This window comes from Pedobacter cryoconitis (assembly GCF_001590605.1).
GTDB lineage: Bacteria > Bacteroidota > Bacteroidia > Sphingobacteriales > Sphingobacteriaceae > Pedobacter > Pedobacter cryoconitis_A.
The window spans coordinates 1426682-1450228 of record NZ_CP014504.1 but is presented as its reverse complement, the minus strand read 5'-3'; the positions used below and the strand labels follow the sequence as shown (position 1 = coordinate 1450228).

The following is a 23547-nucleotide window of genomic DNA, read 5'->3' as shown; positions in this document are numbered from 1 at the left end:
CGCCTCATTAAAAGCAACTCAAAACTTGCTGTCAGGTAAATTTTTTCTCCTCAGTTTTAAGATAATTGTGTCTGTAATCCATTGGATTTTTTTTCGTAAGCGTTTTAAATTGATGATAGAAATGAGAAATATTGTTATAGCCACAGGCATAGCCTACCTCAGTTATATTAAATTCCTCTTCTAATAACAATCTGCATGCATTTCCAATTCTCACTTCCATTAAAAACTGGATATATGTTTTCTTTGTTTTGGATTTAAAGTACCTGCAAAAAGAGTGCTTTCCCATGTTAATTAATGCAGCCACATCTTCTAGCCCTATTTTTTTGTGGTAATTATTAAACGTATACTCGAATATCGTGTTGATGCGGTTTTGATCGATGCTATTCACTTCTGGGTTAAAGCCGTTGGATGATATAATTTCATATTCTTTCGAAACAGCTATTATTTCCAAAGCGGATAATAAACTGATCAACTTACGGGCAGGCGATTCGTTGAGCATTTCCTCCGCTATTTTGCCGACCTTTCTTCTGGTTACTCCTTTTAACCGCAAACCCAGCTTACTAGTATTCAGCATTTTAACAATTGGGCTAATTTCAGGTAGATTTAAAAATGCATCGCCCCAGATGTTAGTTTGAAAAAGAATCACGATTGTTTCTCCAACTTTTTCAGTATCGCTTTCCAGATATTTTTGTTCACACCGGAAAGTATGTGGCAGGTTTGATCCAAATAAAAATACATCACCATTTTTAAAAGGACCAACATGGTCGCCTATCAGGCAGGTACCGTAGGTCCTTTTAACAACCAATAGCTCGCACTCGGGGTGATAATGCCAGGCACTTAATATCGCATGCCCTATATCCTTACGGATATTAAAGGAATGCTCCGGGTTCGGAGTAGCCTTTTTTAACGTAGCTTTCATGTTTATACTTGGTTAATTACAAACATCAAATTAGAAATTATGCACGATATAATATCCATCTGATTACTTATTGATATGTGTATATTAACAATACCCGGCTTTTCTATTTGTGCATTAGACTGGCACAGTTGTAAAATAACATCATAAACAACTGATATACAGAAGTTTTTTAGATATCTCATCAATCAGCAACTCATAACAGAAAGAAATATCTATGTTAATATGTTACATTTTTTTGCTGTAATACTGAAATTGATTTTCATTAAAGTTCTCTTTATTTGATTGAGTAACCTAACTGTTTCGAAACCAAATATAAATGAAAAGTGATCTTCTGTTCTTCGCAACTATTTTCCTCAAACAAACTATTTAGCCTAAGCACATTTGCCTTAGCTTACTAGAGCAGGGATTGATTAACCAGCAAACCAATATAATCCTATGAGATAGATTTACTTCACATTCACCACCATACGTAGTCGCTAAACGCTGCGTATGCTCCGAAATGACAGCACCGCCTCTTCTGCGGTTATTTAAGCTGTTTATTACAAAAAACAATGCTAACCAAATAACAATTATGAAAAAAAAATTACTTCCACTAGTATTTATTTGTACGGTGTTAACGGTATTCATTCTTTTCGAATCCGCGAGCGCATCAGCTGGTGGGCTAACAACCGTAATATTTAGCAAATCTTTAACAACAAAAAAGTTAAAATTAGCTTCGATAGGAATTACAGGTAAAGTTACCGATGAACAGGCAATTGGTTTACCCGGCGTTAGCGTTGTTGAAAAGGGAACTCAAAATGCTACTACAACCAATGCATCTGGCAGTTATAAGATAAATGTTGCAAATACCAATGCGGTGTTGGTGTTCACATCCATTGGCTATAATCCCGTAGAAATAACGGTAAATACAAAAACCGTTGTTAATGTTTCTATGGTGGCGGTTACAAATGCTTTGAATGAGGTTATCGTAACTGCCCTCGGTATAAAGAGGGAAGCCAAAAGCCTGGGGTACTCGGCTCAGAAAGCCAACGTACAGGCATTACAAACTAACCGCACGACTAACCTTGCCAATGCACTTGAGGGCCAGATCTCCGGGCTGGACGTCTCTCCACCCGCCGCAGGGCCAGGTGGAAGTACAAAGATTCGTTTGCGTGGACAATCTTCTTTCACCGCAGACAATTCGCCGCTAATCGTAATCAATGGCTTGCCAATGTCGCAGGGCGCGAGCAGTAATAATGGTTATACACAAAATGTCGACCAGGGAGATAATTTGCAAGGTATCAATCAGGATGACATCGAATCGATGACTATTCTAAAAGGATCTACCGCTGCAGCATTGTATGGGTCGCGTGCAGTTAACGGCGCAATAATTATTACGACAAAGTCGGGATCCAAAAACAGTGGAATAGGTATTGAGTTCAACTCTAATTTTACGCTAAACCAAGCGCTCGATTATACAGATTTTCAATATGAGTACGGGCAAGGTGAAAATAATATTCGTCCCTCCTCACAAGGAACTGCGCAGAGTTCTGGTGCCTGGAGTTTTGGTGTGCCATTTGATGATGTACCAACGTATCAATTCGACGGAGTTCAACGTCCCTATGCGCCTGTTAAAAACAGAATAAGTACGTTCTTTAGACCTGCATCATCGTGGAGTAATACAGTTGCACTTTCTGGCGGTAATGACAAAGGAAGTTTTCGGGTGTCTCTTTCTAATCAAGACGCTCAGGGCATAATACCAAACAACGATTTTCATAAAAAGATTTTTAACGTTGGCATTAACTATAAACTTACCGATAAATTATCTGCACAATTTTACGTTAACTATGATCACCAATTTAATAACAATCCGCCACTTGTAGGCGTCCAGGGAAATGCAATTCCTACATCAATTTACAGGCTGGCTAACTCCATTTCTTTTGATGTACTTGAGGCAGGCGCAACGGATGCCAACGGAAATGAAACACCAACTTCGAGGTTTGCTACCGTTACCAACCCATACTGGATATTAGCGCACCAATTTCAAAGACAAACAAAAGATCATTTGTTAGGTACTGCTGTGGTACGCTATCAGTTTTTCGATTGGCTATATTTTCAGGGCAGGGCAAATATGGACCTTTTGCAATCTACCTATGAATCAAACACTCCAACTGGTACGCTGGCTGTATCTGCAGCACCTGCAGGGCTGTTCAACGGTAGCTATGGGATAAGTACAGCAAGTACACGCCAAAATAATTTTGACTTCTTGCTGGGTGGTGGGCATAAGTGGAAAGATTTTTCATTTAATGCAACGGCAGGTGGTAATAACTTTCCATTAACTTCCTCTACATTTAATGAAGCGGTAACAAACTTTTACATCAGAGGTTTATATACGATCGGAAACGGTGTTACGGCAAATTCGAGTTACAACTTGACTAAACAAACAGTAAATTCATTGTATGGTACTGCAGAATTGTCGTACAAAAATTTATTCTACCTGAATCTTACCGGCCGTACAGATTGGTATTCGGTACTGGCCAGAGATATAGATCACTATTTCTATCCCTCAATTAGCGGAAGTTTCGTTTTTTCGGAATTACTTCCAAAAGCAAAATGGTTAAATTTTGGAAAGATTAGAGTTGCTGTTGCAGAAACCGGAAGCGCACAGGGCGTTGGAAGCTACAATGCATTAACATTTGCGCTTGCTCAAAATTCATTCAATGGGCTTCCCTTAGGAAGTATAAACGGGACATCTTCACCAAACACCCAAATTAAGCCTTTTGGTGTAAATGAAAAAGAAATAGGTATCGAGTTACACATGTTCAACAACAGAGTGAATCTGGACGTGGCTGCTTACGATAAAAAAACGACTAATCAAGCCGTTCCAATAAGCCTGTCTGCAGCAAGCGGATATAGCACCACATTAGTTAACTTAGGTGGTTTGGATAATAAAGGATTAGAATTTAACCTGGAATTAATACCTGTTCAAAATAACAAATTTACCTGGAAAACCGCTTTTAATTCTGCTTTCAACTCTTCAAAAGTATTGTCATTAGCTAACAACCAATCGCAACTTGTAGTGGGCAGTCCTGAGTTTTTTGGGTCTATTGTTGACGTGGTAGGTTTACCCCTTAACCAAATTGTAGGTTCAACTTACAAGCGGGATGCTTCCGGAAATATCGTATTATCGGGAGGCAAACCCGTAGCAAGTGATAAACCAGTTAATTTTGGTAGTGGCCTTCCTACAGCAACAGGGGGCTGGCTAAATACGTTGAACTACAAAGGCTTTACCTTTGTTGCCCATATTGATTATAAAGCAGGAGGTAAAGTACTCTCGAGCACAAGTTTAAACTTATTAAGAGAAGGTTTATCAAAAGAGTCTTTACCTGGCCGTGTGGGTGGAGTAATTTTTCCTGGCGTAAACGCTACTGACGGATTACCAAATACCACCGCTGTAAATGCAGAAGATTTTTACGCAAATTATCGTTCAACGAATATCTTAGATCCATTTATTTATAGCTCGGGCTTTATTAAATTAAGAAACCTTTCGCTGGGATACGACTTGTCTAAATTTATCAATAAAAAATATGTGAAAAGCTTAGTGCTTTCTGCGGTATGTCATAATGTATTGATCATTAAGAAATATACGCCAAACATTGATCCTGAAGCAATAGCCTCAAGCGGAGATAACTTAACAGGTTATGAGCAAGCATCACTACCAACAACACGTACTTTCGGATTTAACTTAAACGTAAGATTCTAACGCTATATACAATATGAAAAATTTAATCAGAATTATAGTCATCGCAATCTGGGTCCCAGTAATTTCCAGTTGCAATAAAGGGTTTGATCAATTGAATATTAATCCAAATAACCCAACAGAACTCGACGCATCATTCTTGTTTACGAGTGCACAATTTGGAACGCATGGAGCAACGATGGAAACCGAGCCAACAATTGTGCAGCAATTTGTAAATCCGTTTTCAGGAATCACCTCGGCATTTAATTTTAATCAGCTGAATCAAACCTATACTTCGCAAAATTGGAATGCTGAATATACGGGAACAAATAGTGGCGCAACAAGCTCTTCAGGTCCTGTTCAATTGCTGGTCCAAATATTAAGCCAGCTCAAAGGCAATGCAGCAAGGACAAATTTATATAACGAAGCCAGAATCTGGAAAGCTTACCAATTTATGATGCTGGTAGATAGTTACGGAAACGTGCCATATAGTGAAGCCGGACAAGCCTATTTATCAAATGTGCTTACGCCTAAATACGATAATCAGGCAATGATTTACACTGACCTGATTAACGAAGTTACTGCGGCAACCGCAGCTTTAGATCCAACAAAGGATATAGTAAAGGCTGATGTGTTTTACGGTGGCAATATCGCCCAATGGAAAAGATTGGGTTATTCCTTATTACTTCGATTAGGTATGAGATATAGTAAATTTGAACCTGCAAAAGCGCAAGCTATTGTGCAAGCTGCCGTAGCAGGTGGTGTAATGACATCAAATGCTGACAACTGTTATCTGAAATACAATACAACTTACGTGAATCCCGTGAGCCAGACTATTACTGCGATAGCGAATACTTATTATTTAGCGGCTCCCTTTGTTGATCAACTAAAAAATAGTGGTGATCCGCGATTGAAGTTTATATCCGGCAAATACGCAAACCCATTATCGGCACCTACAAGCATACCAGACACCATATCTGCAAATCAGTTCGGACTTCCTATAGGCTATAGCAACGCTACTTTACCAACTGCCCCTGGATTTAGAGGTAGTAACGGCTCGGGTTTTAATTATTCGCAGGTTAATTATAGTGTTTTCGGTAGTTTAACCGCTCCGCAATTTTTTATCACTCATGCTCAAACGCAATTACTGCTGGCAGAGGCCGCTTTTAGAGGCTGGATAACTGGTAGTACACCTGATGTTTATTATGCGAATGGTATCCGTGCGGCAATGGATCAATGGACAACCTATAATCCAGCAGCCATCATTCCTTTAGCTACACAAAATGCATTTATTAATAATCCCGTTAATGCTTATACAACGGCAAATGCACTAAACCTTATTAATACTCAATATTGGGTGGCGTCCTGGGGCAATGGTACCGAGGCATTTGCTAACTTCAGGAGAAGCGGTTTCCCGGCCTTATCGCCCAATACCATGCCAGGACAAAATATAACTGGTGGTTTTGTTCGCCGGTTTGTTTATCCAACGCTTGAGCTTTCTGCAAACTCAACGAATTACCAGGCAGCAGTTGCAGACAATGGTGGGCCAGATAATATGGACACACGTGTTTTTTGGGATAAATAGGAAAATCCTCAATAGTACTCAAAATTTCCCTTTTTTATAAGCTAACTTTCGAACTCGATCCTGTAAAAACATGTTTTACAGGATCGAGTTCTTTTAGATGGTATTGTATTTTTTGACACGAGATTGGGAGTTGCGGCAAAACTGACCCGGATTAGTCAATTCGCAAAATCCGCTTCCAGTTCGAACCATCAAACTCCATTATATCCTTGATCCCTATGGACCACATGATCCCGTCAGCTGCGCTCAGGTGATAACAAGTGCGTGGAATGTCGACCCCAAAATCAACAGGATTGAGCTTATCGCCTTCGAGCCGATAGACGAAACTGGTAGAAGACACATATAACTGTCCGTCGAAAACCTCCATACCCCAGAGGTCTTCTTCGGTGCTTTCATGCTTTATTATTTCCCATTGATCATTGCGTCCACGAAGCAAGGTTCCAAGCTGACCGCAGGCATAGACAAATCCGTCCGGCGCACAGCGAACTTTGTAGAGCGCCAGCTCGGTCGGACTGTTTTGCTGACTGAAGAGAGAACCGTCGTACTTCCAGATTTCGCCTTCCCAACCTACAGTATAAATTTCCTGTTCGCTGAACCCATCGATAATGTCGAGGCTTGCTAAATATTTACTGCGTGTCAGCAGATGTATTGAAGCGGCTACCTACAGATAAATTACCACCAGGGTCTTGGGGCTATATTTATCCAAATAATCATAAAGGCCAGCTGGTTTAAACTGGCCTTTATTTTAATATCTTAGTAGATTAACGTTTGTCCGCAAAGAACAACTTAATCATAACTCTTTTCTTCTGTTCATCAACAGTCACTGACTGTATGGAATTTTCAGGTGCATAGATATTCTTTTTATCCGCAAGGGGCTTTGGATTACCCGTTCCGTAAATATCGTAGTCCATATACTTGTCGTCGATTTTAAAAAGTTTAAAAATATCAGTTATACTTAATATTTTTTTGACGCTTGGAACTAACGAAAAAGAAAGAACATTTGTCCCTTTTAAATCTGGATGTTTTGTGAAAAAACTATCCCTTGGTAGGATCTTCATTTCATTATATTGCTTAGATGTAATTAAGGGATACCTTGTCATTTTTTCTGTACCATCGGAAAGTTTCAGGACTACTATTGGCAATTTGGATAAATCCTCTTTATCTTGTGAAAAACAAAAATTGTTTCCTACAAGCACAATAAACCATATTAAAATAATGTTCTTTTTCATGAAATTCTTAATTTAATTTTTATTTGAAGTTACGGTAATTAAGTTAGTGAACTCTGCCGGACTCGCTTTTATTGCATACACCCCGGTTTCTGGATCAAAATATTGTATACTGCCGTTAAGATTGTAACCGGTGATCATCACTTCATGGCCTACTATATCACCTCCATTGGTTAATTTCCCTGTTGAGATAGTTCCCATTAAGGGAAATCCAACGTCAATTGATGATTTAATTGATTCTGTTGCTTTAGTGTTAAAAAACAGAGCAATCAAATTTGGCATTTCACTCTGAGTTACACCATTCAATACCAAATAATAAGCCCTAGTCGGGCCAGATTCAGCAGGTCCCGTAGATTGTGCATACTTGTTTATGATTGCTGTAAGATCTTTACTTCCACCAAAATACTTATTAATCCATTCCATTGTCTTAAATACACATGTATTTGCTACCTGTTTGTCGTCTGTATTATTTGGAGGAAGGTTGGCGGAGGCTAGCTGATGATCTGCTTTTGACGGATCACCTTCACTACCTGATCCACCTACTGATCCACCTGATGGAGGTACGGATTCGACAGGATAATAGTCAACAGGCCCATAACCATTATCAGTTGAAGGCCCCTGAGGATCTCCGATTTGTGGTGTTGATGGGCCTTGTCCTTCAATTTCAACTTCTTCAAGGTCATGGATGCCGTTTACGGCAACAGTTTTGACTCCCGTGGATATTTTTGTTTTATTATTACCTAACAACAAAAATAAATTACCATTGCTACCGAGTTTATTTTTTTGCTCGTATAAGATAACCCTGTTGGTTATTGACTTTGCTAATTGGAACTTGCCTGATGTTGCATCATACTGTCCTGCTTTTAGTAATGTACCATTTAAGGCATAAAACTCTAATAATATTGAATTGTCATTCGACACAGTATATTTTTTGATTACCTCATGTGGCAATCCATTGGTTATAATCACATTTAATTCAGAGAATGAATTAGTTGTTTGTTCAAGAGGAATGGCGAGAACGGTTTTATTTTCACTATTTATGCTAGTCTTGATATTCGACCAGTCTGGCGCCATGCCAATGGATCTTAAGCTGCTCAATAGCGGACTTCCCGCCACCGATTGCTTTTCTAGAGAGGATTTAGCGATTTCTACAAGAGACTGCATGGAAGGCTGGTCTTTGGCAACCTCGGGTACATTGTCTTTTTTACAGGAATGTAAAAAGAGCATTATAGGAACAACTAAAAATAGATGTTTCAATAAAAATTGTTTTCTCATACTTAATTTAGATTTAATCAAGTATCGTAATTAAATTGAGTGTAATTTCTTTTTTTACGCCAAATGAGTCTTTTACATGGTGAAAATTGAGCAAATACGGAGACCCGTATTTTTCTCTTTCAATTATCATGATTTTAAATCATACATCAGGTTCAAACTCCTCATAATCGTTAATCATCCTTACAATAGTCTAAACTAAAATTGGATCTATATTGTCATCTGTTATTCGCCCGAACTGAGCACAATTATCCATATAAGGGATTAAACATCCGTGTCCTTTCCTTTTCTAGGATTCATGCATGATGCCATAAAAAAGGAGGCATTGAAATAATTAGGCGATTCATATAACTTATCACCTATCTTAAAACGAAGCTCAAGTTTATAGTAATCCGATTTCTCTTTCCACAGAAAATATAACTCAGGCAGCTCATTACTAAATATACAAGGTGACATGTTCATTTTTACCGGTTTCACTTTGATATTTCGCATACCGTAAGTAAAGTGATAATGCGTATATCGCCTACTCTGCAACAGTGCGAAACGCTTCATGCCATAAAGTAAAAACCCTGCTAAAATTAGCCTTTTTCAACTTCTTAAGTTCAGCTCTTCTATTTTCGCTATCATTTTCTTTTGGAGATTTAAAAGGAGCTAATTCTTTCATTAAAAAGCAAATATCTCTTAACGTTTGCTGTTCAACGATAACTTCCAGTACAGGTAAATCCCTAACTTTAAAATATAGCGATGAAACCACTTAAAAGATTTTTTATCGTTACCAGGAACTCCATTATAGGATATTAAAAACGGAACATGATTCGTACGCCACTTCAAGCTACGTATGTATAGAAAACAGTAACCTATCAACTGCTCGTCTGTTGTTAAAGTTTACGGTATGGCCTCACCAGTATCCCTGATCACAGCTTTATCCTGTTTAACTTTCGGCAAATATTTCACTGGCTTACATAAGCTACGATATATAGTATTTAAAATTACTTTTAGCTCTCCTTTAGATTTCACTGTTACTAAAAACTTATTTTGCATTTTATCATCAAAAAAGTCTGGCCAATAATAATCATCAAAATCGCATTCACCAGATGGTGTTCCATTAAATCGCACAGTGCGAAATAAACATAACAGCTTAAATAGTTTTCATCAGTTTCAGTGCTATAACTATCGTAATCGATTAGAATTTCGGCAACTCCCATTTACCCATATTTGCTACCTGACTAGCTTGTCCTAGCGATAATTTACCGGACTCATATAATTTCGCAGCAAAAAAACGGACGGTATCCTCATGGTCTTTTTCCAGAAAATCAGGCACCTGAAGTGTCATTGTCGTCATATTTTTATAAGATTTAGATTCAAATCAATATTACCTAAATATACGAAATTTAAAACTAACAAGAAAAAAACTCGTAAATGAGGCTCTTAAGATTGGAGATTTTCACTAAAAAATACTTTACTGAATCCCAACCTTATCTACATAGGTTCGTGAGCAATATTTAAAATAACTAGCTGTTTGTAAGGCTAAAGAGATCCTTTTCCTCATTGTAATTTTATCCTTTGTAATTTGGGTCAAATTCCACAATCCATTCAATGCCGTATTTATCTCTAAACATTCCAGCATAGGTGCCCCATGGACTTTCGCCAATCTGCCCCTCAATATCACCACCTGCTGATAGCCTGTTAAAGATATTGTCAGCCTCTTCCCTACTTTCGGCACTCACTGCTATTTTTGACCGGTTTTCGTTTTCGCTGACCCGTCCCATAAATTCAGGGACGTCATTGGCTATTAATACGTTATTTGGGCCAATAGGCAACGCAATGTGCATGAGTTTATCTGCGTCATTATCTGCTACCGGAAATTCGGCAGTTGCCAGGTCTTTGAAACGAATGATCTTTGTGAATTCTCCGCCAAAAACTGATTTGTAAAAGGTGAATGCTTCTTCAGCATTGCCATTGAAGTTAATCCAGGGATTGATTGCTCTCATGGTTTTTATTTTAAGTAGTTAAATTTGTTATTTCTACATTAATGTTGTCAGCAGCTTGTCGAACTTGGTTAACATTAGGGTATACCCTTCCTTAAAGCCCTCCTGTAAATTCTGCATCCGTTCAAACCTACCCCTTAATCTACTAATTTTCATGTAATCTTTAATACACTATTTTTCAGGATATTTTTAGACGGATCTGCATTAGAATCATATAAGGCAGACATAACATATCGCTTAAATTTAAAATAATTCTGAAAAATTTATGCTTCCGACCTGATAAAGCTGATAATATTCTATCATAAGGGTTAAATCAACCCAAATTTCCGGAATAATCATGGAAAACTTACGGATGATTGATTGTGAACTATAACAACATGAACTTTGCTTAACTAAAATAAGTTTAACATAAACTTTTCATGATGAACCAAATAGCATATCTAGATAACGCTGCTACGACCCAACTTGACCCAAAGGTACTCGAATCAATGATTCCTTACATGGGAGAATACTACGGAAATCCATCATCCATATATTCTCTGGGCAGACAGAGCAGGCTGGCCATTGAATCTGCAAGAAAACAGGTTGCTGAAATGCTTGGCGTAAAAGCAACTTCCATTTATTTTACAAGCGGAGGAACAGAAAGCAATAATACAGCAATCCTATCCTCAATAAATGAATTGGGCTGCACACATATTATTACCTCACCGATAGAACATCATGCAGTGCTGCATACAATTGAACACTATTGTAAGCAAAAACAACTCAGCTGTTCTTTAGTTAAGCTCAATACTATGGGAGAAGTTGACCTGCTGGATTTGGAAAATCAATTGATAGCTTATACTAAACAAGGTCATAAATGTCTGGTTAGCCTTATGCACGCAAACAATGAGATTGGTGTTTTGCTGGAGATTGAGGCGGTAGGTATTATCGCCCGCAATCATGGCGCGATCTTTCATTCGGATTGCGTTCAAACCATCGGACATTATCCCATAAACCTGATTGACTATGGAGTTCATTTTGCCTCGGCTTCCGGGCATAAATTTCATGGACCTAAGGGGACGGGCATCCTTTATGTAAGCGATGGAACAAAGTTCGGTGCGCTTATCCATGGCGGAAGCCAGGAGAGGAAAAAACGTGCCGGTACAGAAAATGTTCATGGAATTATAGGCTTTACGCAAGCCCTTGCTTTAGCTATGGATAACTTTTCACCTGATCATTCCCACATTAAATCCCTGAATAAAAGAATGAGATTTGGATTGGAGAAACTCTCGAAAGATATCAGCTTCAACAGCACAGAAATGTCACTTTATACAGTTCTAAGTGTAAATTTCCCTGCTGGAACCAACACCGATTTGATGTTGGCATTGATGGACAATAAAGGAATCTGCGCATCTGGTGGAAGTGCCTGTAGTAGTGGTGAGGATGAAGGAAGTCACGTGATCACAGCCTTAAAGAAAAATCTCCCTGGTGCAACCATACGGTTCTCATTCAGTAAAATGACCAGTGAGAAAGATATCGACTTCACGCTTGAATCAATCAGTTCCATGTTATCGCCGCAATTTGTGTCTTAACCACAAGCTAAACAATGTCTATTATACTTCCTTAAACAAATCCAGAAGTCTAAAATATGATCATTAAACAATATTATGAAAAATGCCTTTCACAAGCATCATATTACATCGAACACAATGGTGCAGTGGCAATTATTGATCCGATTCGGGATACTAGCCAATATATTCAGCAGGCAAGGCAGGATGGAGCAAATATTAAATATATTTTCGAAACTCATTTTCATGCCGACTTTGTCAGTGGACATCTGGAACTTACAAACAGTTCAGGAGCACAGATCATTTTTGGTCCTGGTGCTGAAACCGGGTTCGAAAGTTACCATGCCGTAGATGGAGAGTTTTTTGAGCTAAACGGGATCAGAATCAAGCTCCTGCATACACCGGGACATACCCTGGAGAGTTGTTGCTATTTGCTTGAGGATGAATCTGGAAAAGATTATGCAATATTTACAGGTGACACACTTTTTCTTGGAGATGTAGGCAGACCAGATCTTGCACAGGATAGTAAAATAAATCTTGGTCAGGAAGATCTGGCAGGAATGTTATATGATTCGTTGAGAAAGAAGATTTCCCCCCTTTCTGATGAGCTGATGATATATCCTGGGCACGGAGCCGGCAGCGCTTGTGGTAAAAACCTGAGTACAGACCGGTATGATTTACTTGGCAACCAACGCAAGACTAACTATGCACTGAATCCAGCGCTGAACAAACAAGATTTTATTTTACTGGTTTGTGATGGTCTTCAAGCTCCCCCTCCGTATTTTTCAATGAACGTGAACCTGAATAAAAAAGGTTATGGTTCGCTTTCAAGTGCCTACGATCGTGGAGAAAATGCTTTATCAGTTGATCAATTTGAGCAGCGGATGGATAATCTTGACACATTGGTACTCGATGTCAGGTCTTCGGAAGACTTCGCAAAAGCACATATCCTTGGAGCGCTCAATATAGGACTGGACGGGAGTTTTGCACCCTGGGTTGGGGCATTGATTGCAGTAGATCAGAAAGAAATCATATTAGTCTGTGAACCCGGACGCGAAAAAGAAACAATCACTCGTCTGGGCAGGGTCGGTTATGACCAATGCGCTGGATATCTGGCAGGGGGAATGGCCGAATGGATTAAAGCGGAAAAACCATTAGGAGAGGTAACGAGTATAGAAGCAAAGGACTTCGACGCTTATACAGCTAATAAATCCAGACAATTCATTGATGTCAGGAATAAATCAGAGCTGGCAAAGGATTGCATTAACGGATCAATAAATATCTCACTTGAGAAAAATTTTGAAATTCCTGAGATATTTGATTCATCTAAAGAGTATTTGGTATATTGCGCAGGTGGATATCGTTCTATGATTTTCATTTCAATGATGAAATCGAGAGGATATAATAAATGCATCAATGTACTAGGGGGATTCAGTGCCATTCGATCGTCGCAAAAATAATCCGGCTTTTATTCTTATAAACAGATAAATTAAATAACCATATGACAGAGCTAGATGTAACAGATAAAGAGATCCTTAGGATTCTTCAAATAAATGCGGGCATCACCCACAAACAACTTTCAGAACAGCTTTACAAATCCGTGGCAACTATTCATGAAAGGATCAGAAGGCTGAAAAAGTTGGGGTATATTATGCGGACTGTCGTTATTCTGGATAGACGAAAGATTGAAATGAACCTGATCGCATACAGCCAGGTATTGCTAAATGACCACGCCGCAGACACACTTAAAGGCTTTGAGGATGAGGTCGTAAAATTTCCGGAAGTTATGGAGTGCCTTCAAATGACTGGAAGTTTCGACTTTGTTTTAAAAATTGCTACCCGTGATATGGACACTTATCATACCTTCTACCGTCAAAAACTTGCAACACTTCCTAATATTACCACTGTCCAAAGCTTTTTCGTGCTCTCTGAAGCCAAAAGTGACACGGCCTATCCTATCTCCTAAATTACCAGATTTGTCTCATTTGTAATCTGCCCTTCTATTGGGTTCATCTATCCGGATCCGGGTATTTGATTATCGGTTCGGATCCACCAGGCCCCTTAACAATTCATATCCTAAACATTGTTCAGTTTAGCAGCCCTTTATACTAATAAGGGGCAAGCCATCCAGCTTATCCCCCTATTTCTCATTAACTAAACTCTGGCACTTCTACAAAAAGCCAGTTTATTTTTTCCCGTAAGCTGCCAATCCGGCTTCCAGGAATTTCTTATAATTTTCTACATCATAATCAGCACCTTGCGGAGCGACCATTGGTTGTTCAGTTCCTGGATCCAAAAGCACGTAAAACGGCTGGGAATTGGAATTGAATTTCGAGGCCTGAAGGTCACTCCATTTTTTACCAATGGTATTCAATTTCCTGCCTTTCGAGCTTATGATTACGTCTTCGGGCATAACATCGGTCTTGTCATCCACATAAAGCTGGATCAACACATAATCCTGGCTGATCATCTTATACACCTCACGGTCAGGCCATACATTGGCTTCCATTTTACGGCAGTTTACACAGGCATGCCCCGTGAAGTCAATCAATATCGGTTTATTCATCTTTTTGGCATATTCAACACCTTCCTGGTAATCAAAAAAGGCATTTAGCTTAAGCGGTGAGTGAAAGATATCTGAATATTTATGCGGTTTCTCATCCAATGTACGCGGATCTGTACTATGCGAACCACCGATCAGCGAAGGAGTATAAAGATCGAAATCCTGCGTTTCCATTGGTGGAAGAAAGGCAGAAACCGATTTCAGCGGCGCTCCCCATAATCCCGGTACCAGATACACAGTAAAGGAAAGAATGACAATCGACATCAACAATCTTGGCACAGAAATGTACGAAAGCGGACTATCATGTGAAAGTTTCAGCTTACCCAGCAGATAGAACCCCATCATCGCAAAGATCACGATCCAAAGCACCAGAAAGATCTCCCGATCAAACCATTCCCAATGATATGCCAGATCTACATTGCTCAAAAACTTAAGGGCAAAAGCAAGTTCCAGAAATCCCAAAACCACCTTCACGCTATTCAGCCAGCCACCAGATTTTGGCAGCGCACTCATTGCAGAGGGAAAGAGTGCAAACAAGGCGAATGGAATTGCCAGTGCCAGGGAAAACCCAAACATGCCAATTGCAGGCCCCAATAATGCCCCTGTTGTCGCTGCCTGTACCAATAAAGTCCCAATGATTGGACCTGTGCAAGAAAAAGAAACCAACGCCAGGGTTCCAGCCATAAAAAATAGACCGGCAACACCACCTTTGTCAGAATTTGCGTCCATCTTGTTTACCCATTTGGATGGAAGCGTAAGCTCGAACGCTCCGAAAAAAGACGCGGCAAAAACTACCAGCAATAAAAAGAAGAAAAAATTGAATACACCATTAGTCGAAAGACTGTTCAGCGCATCTGCACCAAAAATTACAGTAACGAGCAAACCCAGTATCACATAAATCAGAATGATAAAAAATCCATATAAGGCCGCTTTGGTAAAGGCTTTTCCTTTCTCTGCGCCTTTGGTAAAAAAGCTCACCGTTAAGGGTAGCATCGGAAAAATGCAGGGCATCAGCAATGCAGCGAGCCCACCTATAAAGCCCGAAATGAAAATTCCCCAAAAAGTGGTCTTTTCCAGTTTGTCCACCGCCGGCGCTTTGACCTCAATTGAAACAGGTTTAGATAGTTTGGGGGCCACACTATCTACTTTTTTTGAAACAGAATCTACAGGCGCAGTAATCTCGGTGAACTCCAGCTCATCAGGCTTGGTAGTTTCCTGTGAAAATCCGCTGACCGAAAATGCAATTATAAAAAAGAACAGTAAAGAAAATTGTTTGATAAGATTCATGATATACTTTATTTCACAGCGACACTAAACTCAACCTCACTGGGTGGAAGGCATTGCTTGTCATCACAAACCATGAATTCTACTTTTCCTTTGACCACTACTGACTTGCCAACCAGTTTTACCTTTTGCTGAAAAATTGCTGAACGTTCAAAGAAACTAACGTTCATAGAGAAAACAGGCTCATTTTTAGTGATCGGCTTTGGCTCGATGGTTTTGCCTATCAGGCTATAAGTTTTGGAGGAAAGAAAAGTAAATGAGGTCGCAACCGGCCCCCCATCTTTGACATATTGCGAATAAAGGTGCCATCCGGGTTCGATAGTTGCCTTCAGATAGATTATGGCCTCTTTAGCGTTTAATTTCTTTGCAGCATAACTCCATTTCACTGGTTCCAGTATTTGAGCATTTGCACTAAAGCCTGCCAGTGCAATAAAGACAAGCAAAATAAATAGGTTCTTTTTCATTTGGTTTGTTAGGTGATTGATTATACCAAAGATGGTAAACAGACTACCTTAGAACAATGGAACTCATTAAATTCCATAAAACTTATTAAAATAAGCATTAATACCAGAAAATTTCTGCTTTTACGGGCGTTCAGGTCGGTCAACCTGAAAAAAAACATTTTTTTATCTGTATGCACTATATAATACCCTTGGTTACCGATTGGATTCATAAGTCAATCAGCGGGATTACTAAAGTCGCAAGAGATTGCGCCTTTTAGGATTCAAGCTCAAAACTATTCCACAGTTTCTTATTCTATTCCTTTAACAATACATTGTTCTTATTCTATTCCCTTAACATTCATTGGAATCGTATAAATTGCGGTTGAAGCAGTAATGAAGAGATCTGAACGGTTTTTTCCACCGAAACACACATTACTTGTCCATGGTTCTTTTATCTCAATATGACCAATTTGTACACCTTCGGGATTAAATATAGTAACGCCATTGCCCGCAAGATAGAAATTCCCCCTGCTGTCGAGCGTAATTCCATCAGCGCCTTGGTTAATAAGCTGAGTCTGGCCACTTAGATCACCGTTTTTACCAATCGTGTACCGGTATATTTTGTTCCGTTGAATATCTGCAACATACAGGTATTTACCATCTGCTGAGCCTACGATACCATTTGGCTTGTTTACATCTTCTGCTACCACTCTTACTTTAGCCTGTTTACCAGGCGACAAGTAATAAACTTTCTGTCCTTCAATTTCCGGCTTTTTCCTTATCCAATAATCACGCTGGTAATAAGGATCTGTAAAATAGATCCCACCTTTAGCATCAGCCCAAAGGTCATTAGGCCCGTTCAGTCTCTTGCCATCTACAGTTGACAGCAGTACTTTTACCTTTTTATTTTCACTAACAGACCATAACTCATTGTTTTCATCTGCACAAACCAGCAGCTGGCCATGTTTATCAAAATAGGTTCCATTTGCGCGGCCGGCTTTATTTATAAACAAAGAAAGTTTACCGTTTGTATTATATTTCCAGATCTGGTTATTAGGCTGATCCGTAAAATAAACATCGCCTTTTGAATTTACCGCCGGCCCTTCAGTGAAGGTAAACTGGCGGGAGATGAGTTTTAAGCTATCCTGGCTGAACAGCTGGGCACTAACCTGCAATGAAGTAAGAGAAAAAAGCAATACGCATAAAAAAGAAAAGCAGAACCTGCCTGAGGGATGTAGATGATTCATTTTGTAATTTATTATTTTAATCCTAATGGTCCATAGTTAAAAATAAGATTGAATTAGAATTTCATATTAAATTCTTGTCCAGCTGTCAATCCGGGTGGAACCTACTTGCATTTAATATTTAGCTGAGCCCATTGCTTCGCAGACATGGTCTCTATTCCTTTCTGGAAATTGAATGTTTGATCCGATCTCCAGGATGTTTGATCCAAACTCCAGGATACAGTTAACCTGATGACTATAATCCATTACATTATCTGTTTTCTGAATCCCAAACGTGAATTTACTTTTGGTTGCTAAAATTATTTTTTACATAATCAACCTATATTTTCTATTAAAGATACGAAAATAATTCCAATACAGAATCCTAATTATCACTAGGGTCTGTGGCAGTGCTGTAGGGGTTGTGGCATACATTGAAGTAGGGTTGAAGTAGGATTGAACTACCCTTGAAGTACCTCAGGCTACTTCAACCCTACTTCAACCCTACTTCAATACTAGTTTAATGTGTACCACAACCCCTACAGTACTATACCACAACTACTATAAAACATATATGTTACTTCATACTGCTCCATCTCAAATATTCACCATAGTGTAATTAAATATATTTAAAAAACAAAATTAAGATTAAAAAAATTACTAAATTAACCTATTAACTATAATTATTTTAAATATTAAATTATTATTTATACAAATGATCAATTTTATTTTAATTTTTTATCAAAATTTAACTTTGTTAATGATATACGTTTATTCTGACATAATACAATATACACCTGTCAGGGGATCGGGCAATGAGTCTTCAAATACTAATCTGTACCCATTAAAACAAGATCCCTATATATTGCATAGCACAACTGAACTGTGAATATACAAGTTAGCAAACTGCAGGAAATAAAATTTGAGGCTGTCCATCTTTCAGAATTAAAGCTGGTTATGAATTTCTATAAAAATCTTAAAGCAACTTCTTATAGTCATCATTCACCTGGACAAGCTGTTTCAATAACTCATTCAGGTTTATCTTTAGTTATTGCCAGTTATGGTAAAAAGTAATAGGATTTACCTCCGCCATTATTAATCTGGACAATTCTATTGAAATTAATTGTTTTAACATTAAGGAATCTAAAGAACAGGAAATCATACAAACTTTAAAAGAGCAAGCTTTAAATTTTTAATTTAATATTTAACTAAGACGACTAAAGCGAAACCCATCTTAAAACTTCAATAAAAGTACTAAACAACTGGACTGAAAAATGTAATCAGGTATAATAATTACGAGTATATAAGCTATATTTTGAAAGAAAAACAGATAAATAAGGAAGCCCCATACCTGAAAATTGCCTAAGTAACCAAAGATCAGGTTGCCAGCAGCAATTAAAATCTGGCAATAGAATTCCTCCCATACGCAGTATACAAATGATTTTTAAGGTAGGTATAATACACTGATTCATAAAGACATTAATCTATTTTCATCAGGCATTCCTGATGAAAAATTTTTACCTGCTGCCAGGTTAAAAAAAGACATCTTTAATGCAATGCGTAATCTTCCTGATAATCGATCAAATTATGGCCCCATATAAGAAGATATCTATGGAGAAAAACTGTTGCCTAATGGAAAATGCCTTCGGGTGGAAGAAAAATCCGATAACTATTTTGCATAGAAATATTGCCAGGCTTAGTTTGACGTGTGGTTTTAGCTAATTATCATCGAACGCCTTAACTATAATTTAAAAATAATTAAATTATTATGAAAATATATATAATTATATTATTTTTATATAAAATAATAGCTCTAATAACACAACACTTTCTATATTAAATACTAAATTTTAACCTCTTAAAAAACTTTCTATGTCAACCTCATCAGAGTCTAAACCAATAGACGTAACAGTAACTTCGACAAGTCCACTTTACATCACGGACGCTAACAATCAGTTCGGAACAGTAAAAGTTTTACCAGGTGGACAAATTTTTGTCCAGACAACAGGTAAAATTTCCATTGCTAACCTCATCAAATCAACTACTGCTTCAAAGGAATTAGCCGGACAGCAAATCCCCGGCGACATTAACATTCTTGGGGCATCAGGTAAGGCGGGCACAAATGGCCAGCCAGGTGCACAGGGTCAAAATGGACTAGTTGGTCAGAATGCAAGTTGCAACTGGGCTTCCGGATGCAACGACGGATCCAATGGCACCAATGGCGCAGTGGGTGGCAATGGTGGTAATGCCAGCAATGGCGGCAACGGCGGCGACTCTCCCGCTACTACCATGTACATTGGTAAAGTTACCGGCACTTTCTCCGTTGTAGGTGGCGGCGGCGATGGCGGTCAAGGCGGCACGGGCGGTAATGGCGGAAAGGGCGGTAGTGGCGGTAATGGTGGTAATGGTAGTAGTTCAGGAGCCTATTCCCGTGGTGGCTATAATGGCGGCAACGGTGCAGCAGCCGGCAATGGCGGCACCGGAGCCAATGGTGGCAATGGTGGCTCCGGTAATGTGATCAATATTACTTACGGAAGTCTGGATTCCGGCTCTCAGCTTATTGGCCATCCAATTTCAGGTCTTCCAGGTGATGGTGGTAGTGGCGGTGTTGGTGGCACAGGTGGCTCAGCTGGTACAGGCGGTTCACCAGGTGGCGCAAACGGAACACCTGGAAATGCAGGGTCAAATGGCACATCAGGTACAGCAGGCACCAATGCTGGTCAGGCCCCACAGATCAACATTCAACAAGGTAGTTAATGCCTAATTGACTGTGGTAACAAAAGAATGTTGCAACAGTCAATTCAACCTGTTAAAACCCAGCGGCTGATTCTCAAATCGACCGTTGGGTTTTAAATTCCTAAACCAGAACGGACTGATCAAGTCCATCAACTTTAATATTTATATGATTCGTAGTGTACGTATCGGCCAAAAAGTTCAACGGCTTATTTCGCTTGCTGAACGGCTCCAACCTGCGGCCAACTCTTTAACAGGTAGCTGTTACCAGCTCCTTGATTCTGACGCTGGCTCTGAAGATTTTATTACCGGTGCTTCATGTCTGAACAATGATGGTTCACCCTTGCAGCTTTGTCTTACAACTTCCGGCAAGGGAACGTCGCTACGCGTTATTGGCGATCCAGGCGCATTTCATACGGCCACTGAATCGCGTTATCATTCCTCCATTAAGACACTTCTGCATACTATTCACAGCAGCGGAAGCAGTGAGCTGAAAGCCGTTACTGAAAAGACGATTGAAATGCTGTTGCCAAAAAATAAGGTTGACCGCAATATTTACAAACAAGGATTTGTATGGATTGGCACAAGCCCGCAGCAGCCCGGAATTGCTTTCTACCTGGAAATGGCACCCCTAAGCCAGAAAAAAGGCTGGGATACTGTAACAAATTGGCTTAAAGCAATTTTGCCATTAGCCAATGATGCAATAACTTTAATAAATAAATTAAAAAAACACTGTACTGTTGCAAGTGCAGGGCTGGAAGGCAGCAACCCAGAAAATTCGCGGGCAAAGATTTACTTCCGGATGCGCGAAACTACAGACTTCCAGCATTTAGGGATCGACCTGTTTTCATCGCAGGAAATGAAAGATTTTCTTGCCATTGCAACAGAGAAATATGAGGTGGATTTGAATGGGCTGGTAATGAGTGTTGGCTTTAATCTCCTGACCGGAGCACATGCTGATGTAAAAGCTGACCTGTGCGGCCATTGCCTCAGCTATACTGCTGACGAATGGTCATCGATTATTAGCCAATTAACAACCCGCTTTTCACTTACGCCTGTCGATACCGGCATGATACTGGACAGTCAGGAATACCAGATAGCTTTCATCGGGTTTGGACTTACCCAGGATCTAAAACCCAGATTGAATCTCTACGTAAAGCATGCTATACAAAACGGCATGCCGCAATCAGATGAAATATGGGGATCGCTCAAAGATTCAATGCGGTACCTCCTATCGATTCAAAACGAAAATGGCAGTTGGGACGATTATCACCTGCCCGTAGGCACGTCAGACCAATGGGTTACTGCGTACGCAGCACAGGCGCTGGCGCAGTATGGCAAAAAAAGCGGTAATAACGAAGCTATTAATGCCGCAACAAAAGCCGCCAAATGGCTGGCAGCACAACGAAGTTATAATTCCGGATGGGGATTCAATGGCGGGACAGGACCTGATGTAGACTCAACCGCGATGGTTGTAGCGTTATTTGATGAACTTGGACTTGCCGTTAACGCGGCTGATCGTTTATTCTTCCGGGAACACTGGCGGGATGGTGATTGTATTGCCACCTATACCGAACCTGATGCATGGGCAACAGGTCACTGGGATGTTACACCCTGGGGTTATCACGGCATGTCGACGGAAGACAGGATCACATTTCTTGATCCTTTTAAAAAAGCTTTGCACACCCACCGGATGGACAACGGCTTTTGGCGCTCTTATTGGTGGCGAAATCCCTATTACAGCACCTTCATTACGTTGGAAGTACTGGATCGTTTAGGGCTGGAAGAGCCAATGGATGCGTATGAATATGATGCATCCTCCATCCAGATTGACAATGCTTTTGATCTTGCCTGTTATATTGGCATTGAATGCATCAGAGGTTATTCTGATGAAAAAATTGGCACCCATCTCCGGGCCTTGCTCAACTGGCAGGCGGGGAATGGGCAGTGGTATGGTTCGGCAAATCTCCGTGTGACAGATAACTTCTGTTACGAGCCTTGGAACAATCCTTCGGGAAAATACTACGAAGACAAAAAATCCACCATTACCACTGCAACTATCATACGGGTTCTTTCAAAAATTATCTCGTCAAAAGCACCACACAACAGCGATATTATGTATAACTGGATGTGATTTACATTTTTTTAAATCCAACAAATTATGGCACAAAACATATTCCTTGACCCACAATATGATGCAACTTTCCAGGAGCACGGGTATTTGGTCATGGACCTTCTTACCGCGAAAGATATAGCTGACTTAAAGTCGGTATTTAAAGCTGTGGAGGTGCAACATACGTTTGATTTTGTCGCTTCTGTGGTACTTCAGGATATTGAAATGCGGAGCTTCATCCATCAAAATATCTTACAGGTCTTTGAACGGAGCCTGCTTCCCGCATTAAATGAATATAAATTTGTTTTAGGGAGCTTCGTGGCCAAGCGGGCAGCATCGGAATATGGTAAGTTCCCGCTGCACCAGGACCCTACTTTTGTAGAAGAAGAAAACCACGCAGGGCTTAGTATCTGGTGCCCCCTGGTTGACGTAGATAAAACCAATGGTTGCCTTGGTGTTTTGCCGGGAAGCCATCGCTTAAATAATCTTTACCGTGCTCCTGGCATGCTGCCTTATCCCGAATTGGTAGACACTATTGAAGCGGGGTACATGCATTACATTCCTATGAAGGCGGGACAAGTGCTTTTCATGAATACAAGAGTAATCCATGGCTCACCGCCTAATTTAAGCGCAGCTATGAGACCTGTTGCTGCAGGTGTAGCCATACCAGCCTATTTACCGTTGCTTTGTTGCCATGTAGATGAACAGGCAGACCCCGCGAATACAAATGTATTCCAGGTGCCCGATGACTTCTACCTACGACATATGATGACAACCCTGCCCAAAGAAGGAACTTGTTTTAAAACCATTCCGCGGCAAATAGAGCCCCTTTCTCCAGAAAAAATCGGAAGACAGTTTACTGTTCTGAATTAAAAATAAAACGCTGACATTTTAGCCGGAAGAATACAGATATCCAACTTCAATCACACAAGT

General features: G+C 39.7%; 19 protein-coding genes. 8 read left to right on the top strand and 11 right to left on the bottom strand.

All coding sequences use genetic code 11. The features are described 5' to 3' along the window. Positions 1-31 precede the first annotated feature (31 nt). The gene (locus AY601_RS06170) at positions 32-919 is read right to left on the bottom strand and encodes an AraC family transcriptional regulator (protein ID WP_068397965.1); all 888 of its coding nucleotides are present in this window, start codon (positions 917-919) and stop codon (positions 32-34) included. A gap of 571 nt (positions 920-1490) precedes the next feature. Between AY601_RS06170 and AY601_RS06165 the strand changes: the two genes are divergently transcribed. Both AY601_RS06165 and AY601_RS06160 read left to right on the top strand, forming a co-directional pair. Further along, a complete protein-coding gene (locus AY601_RS06165) occupies positions 1491-4661 on the top strand; it encodes a SusC/RagA family TonB-linked outer membrane protein (protein ID WP_068397963.1) in 3171 nt (1056 codons plus the stop codon). Positions 4662-4674: 13 nt separating this feature from the next. Further along, complete coding sequence (locus AY601_RS06160) at positions 4675-6222, top strand: SusD/RagB family nutrient-binding outer membrane lipoprotein (RefSeq protein WP_068397960.1); 1548 nt, start codon at positions 4675-4677, stop codon at positions 6220-6222. A gap of 151 nt (positions 6223-6373) precedes the next feature. Here AY601_RS06160 and AY601_RS25895 read toward each other — a convergent pair whose 3' ends face one another. The 7 genes from AY601_RS25895 to AY601_RS06130 all read right to left on the bottom strand — a co-directional run bounded on the left by AY601_RS25895 (position 6374) and on the right by AY601_RS06130 (position 10708). Beyond that, entirely contained in the window at positions 6374-6655 is a 282-nt protein-coding gene (locus tag AY601_RS25895) for a hypothetical protein (protein WP_198163630.1), read from the bottom strand. A gap of 325 nt (positions 6656-6980) precedes the next feature. Further along, on the bottom strand, positions 6981-7448 hold the full coding sequence (locus AY601_RS06150) for a hypothetical protein (RefSeq protein ID WP_068397957.1): 468 nt from the start codon (positions 7446-7448) through the stop codon (positions 6981-6983). 12 nt (positions 7449-7460) lie between these two features. Then, positions 7461-8720, bottom strand: coding sequence for a hypothetical protein (locus tag AY601_RS06145; RefSeq protein ID WP_068397954.1), 1260 nt, complete (start codon positions 8718-8720; stop codon positions 7461-7463). A gap of 520 nt (positions 8721-9240) precedes the next feature. After that, positions 9241-9381 carry a hypothetical protein gene (locus tag AY601_RS25890; RefSeq protein WP_198163629.1) on the bottom strand — a complete coding sequence of 47 codons (141 nt, stop codon included), beginning with the start codon at positions 9379-9381 and terminating at the stop codon, positions 9241-9243. 221 nt (positions 9382-9602) lie between these two features. After that, positions 9603-9833, bottom strand: coding sequence for a hypothetical protein (locus AY601_RS25885; protein ID WP_068397949.1), 231 nt, complete (start codon positions 9831-9833; stop codon positions 9603-9605). 67 nt (positions 9834-9900) lie between these two features. Next, complete coding sequence (locus AY601_RS26010; protein ID WP_232324706.1) at positions 9901-10059, bottom strand: UPF0175 family protein; 159 nt, start codon at positions 10057-10059, stop codon at positions 9901-9903. A 214-nt stretch (positions 10060-10273) separates the two neighbouring features. Next, positions 10274-10708: a VOC family protein gene (locus tag AY601_RS06130; protein ID WP_068397946.1), complete on the bottom strand. Its 435-nt coding sequence runs from the start codon at positions 10706-10708 to the stop codon at positions 10274-10276. A gap of 416 nt (positions 10709-11124) precedes the next feature. Here AY601_RS06130 and AY601_RS06125 point away from each other — a divergent pair, with 416 nt between their 5' ends. From AY601_RS06125 to AY601_RS06115, 3 genes are read left to right on the top strand one after another with little or no spacing between them, the layout of a single operon-like run. Then, positions 11125-12279 (top strand): cysteine desulfurase family protein, encoded by a 1155-nt coding sequence (locus tag AY601_RS06125; protein ID WP_198163628.1) that lies wholly within the window; start codon positions 11125-11127, stop codon positions 12277-12279. 56 nt (positions 12280-12335) lie between these two features. Next, the gene (locus AY601_RS06120; RefSeq protein ID WP_068397942.1) at positions 12336-13715 is read left to right on the top strand and encodes an MBL fold metallo-hydrolase; all 1380 of its coding nucleotides are present in this window, start codon (positions 12336-12338) and stop codon (positions 13713-13715) included. Between the two features lie 41 nt (positions 13716-13756). Next, a complete protein-coding gene (locus AY601_RS06115) occupies positions 13757-14221 on the top strand; it encodes an Lrp/AsnC family transcriptional regulator (protein ID WP_068397939.1) in 465 nt (154 codons plus the stop codon). 219 nt (positions 14222-14440) lie between these two features. On the opposite strand, the gene AY601_RS06110 is transcribed toward AY601_RS06115, so the two are convergent. The 3 genes from AY601_RS06110 to AY601_RS06095 form a co-directional block, all read right to left on the bottom strand. After that, on the bottom strand, positions 14441-16105 hold the full coding sequence (locus AY601_RS06110; protein ID WP_068397936.1) for a protein-disulfide reductase DsbD family protein: 1665 nt from the start codon (positions 16103-16105) through the stop codon (positions 14441-14443). An 8-nt stretch (positions 16106-16113) separates the two neighbouring features. Beyond that, positions 16114-16566 carry a protein-disulfide reductase DsbD domain-containing protein gene (locus tag AY601_RS06105; protein ID WP_068397933.1) on the bottom strand — a complete coding sequence of 151 codons (453 nt, stop codon included), beginning with the start codon at positions 16564-16566 and terminating at the stop codon, positions 16114-16116. 317 nt (positions 16567-16883) lie between these two features. Further along, positions 16884-17792, bottom strand: a complete 909-nt coding sequence (locus AY601_RS06095) for an SMP-30/gluconolactonase/LRE family protein (protein ID WP_068397928.1) — start codon at positions 17790-17792, stop codon at positions 16884-16886. Positions 17793-19640: 1848 nt separating this feature from the next. Here AY601_RS06095 and AY601_RS06085 point away from each other — a divergent pair. The 3 genes from AY601_RS06085 to AY601_RS06075 all read left to right on the top strand — a co-directional run bounded on the left by AY601_RS06085 (position 19641) and on the right by AY601_RS06075 (position 23487). After that, a complete protein-coding gene (locus AY601_RS06085; protein ID WP_068397923.1) occupies positions 19641-20525 on the top strand; it encodes a hypothetical protein in 885 nt (294 codons plus the stop codon). Positions 20526-20610: 85 nt separating this feature from the next. Next, positions 20611-22635, top strand: a complete 2025-nt coding sequence (locus tag AY601_RS06080; protein ID WP_198163627.1) for a hypothetical protein — start codon at positions 20611-20613, stop codon at positions 22633-22635. 27 nt (positions 22636-22662) lie between these two features. Continuing rightward, positions 22663-23487 carry a phytanoyl-CoA dioxygenase family protein gene (locus AY601_RS06075; protein WP_068397917.1) on the top strand — a complete coding sequence of 275 codons (825 nt, stop codon included), beginning with the start codon at positions 22663-22665 and terminating at the stop codon, positions 23485-23487. Positions 23488-23547 lie beyond the last annotated feature (60 nt).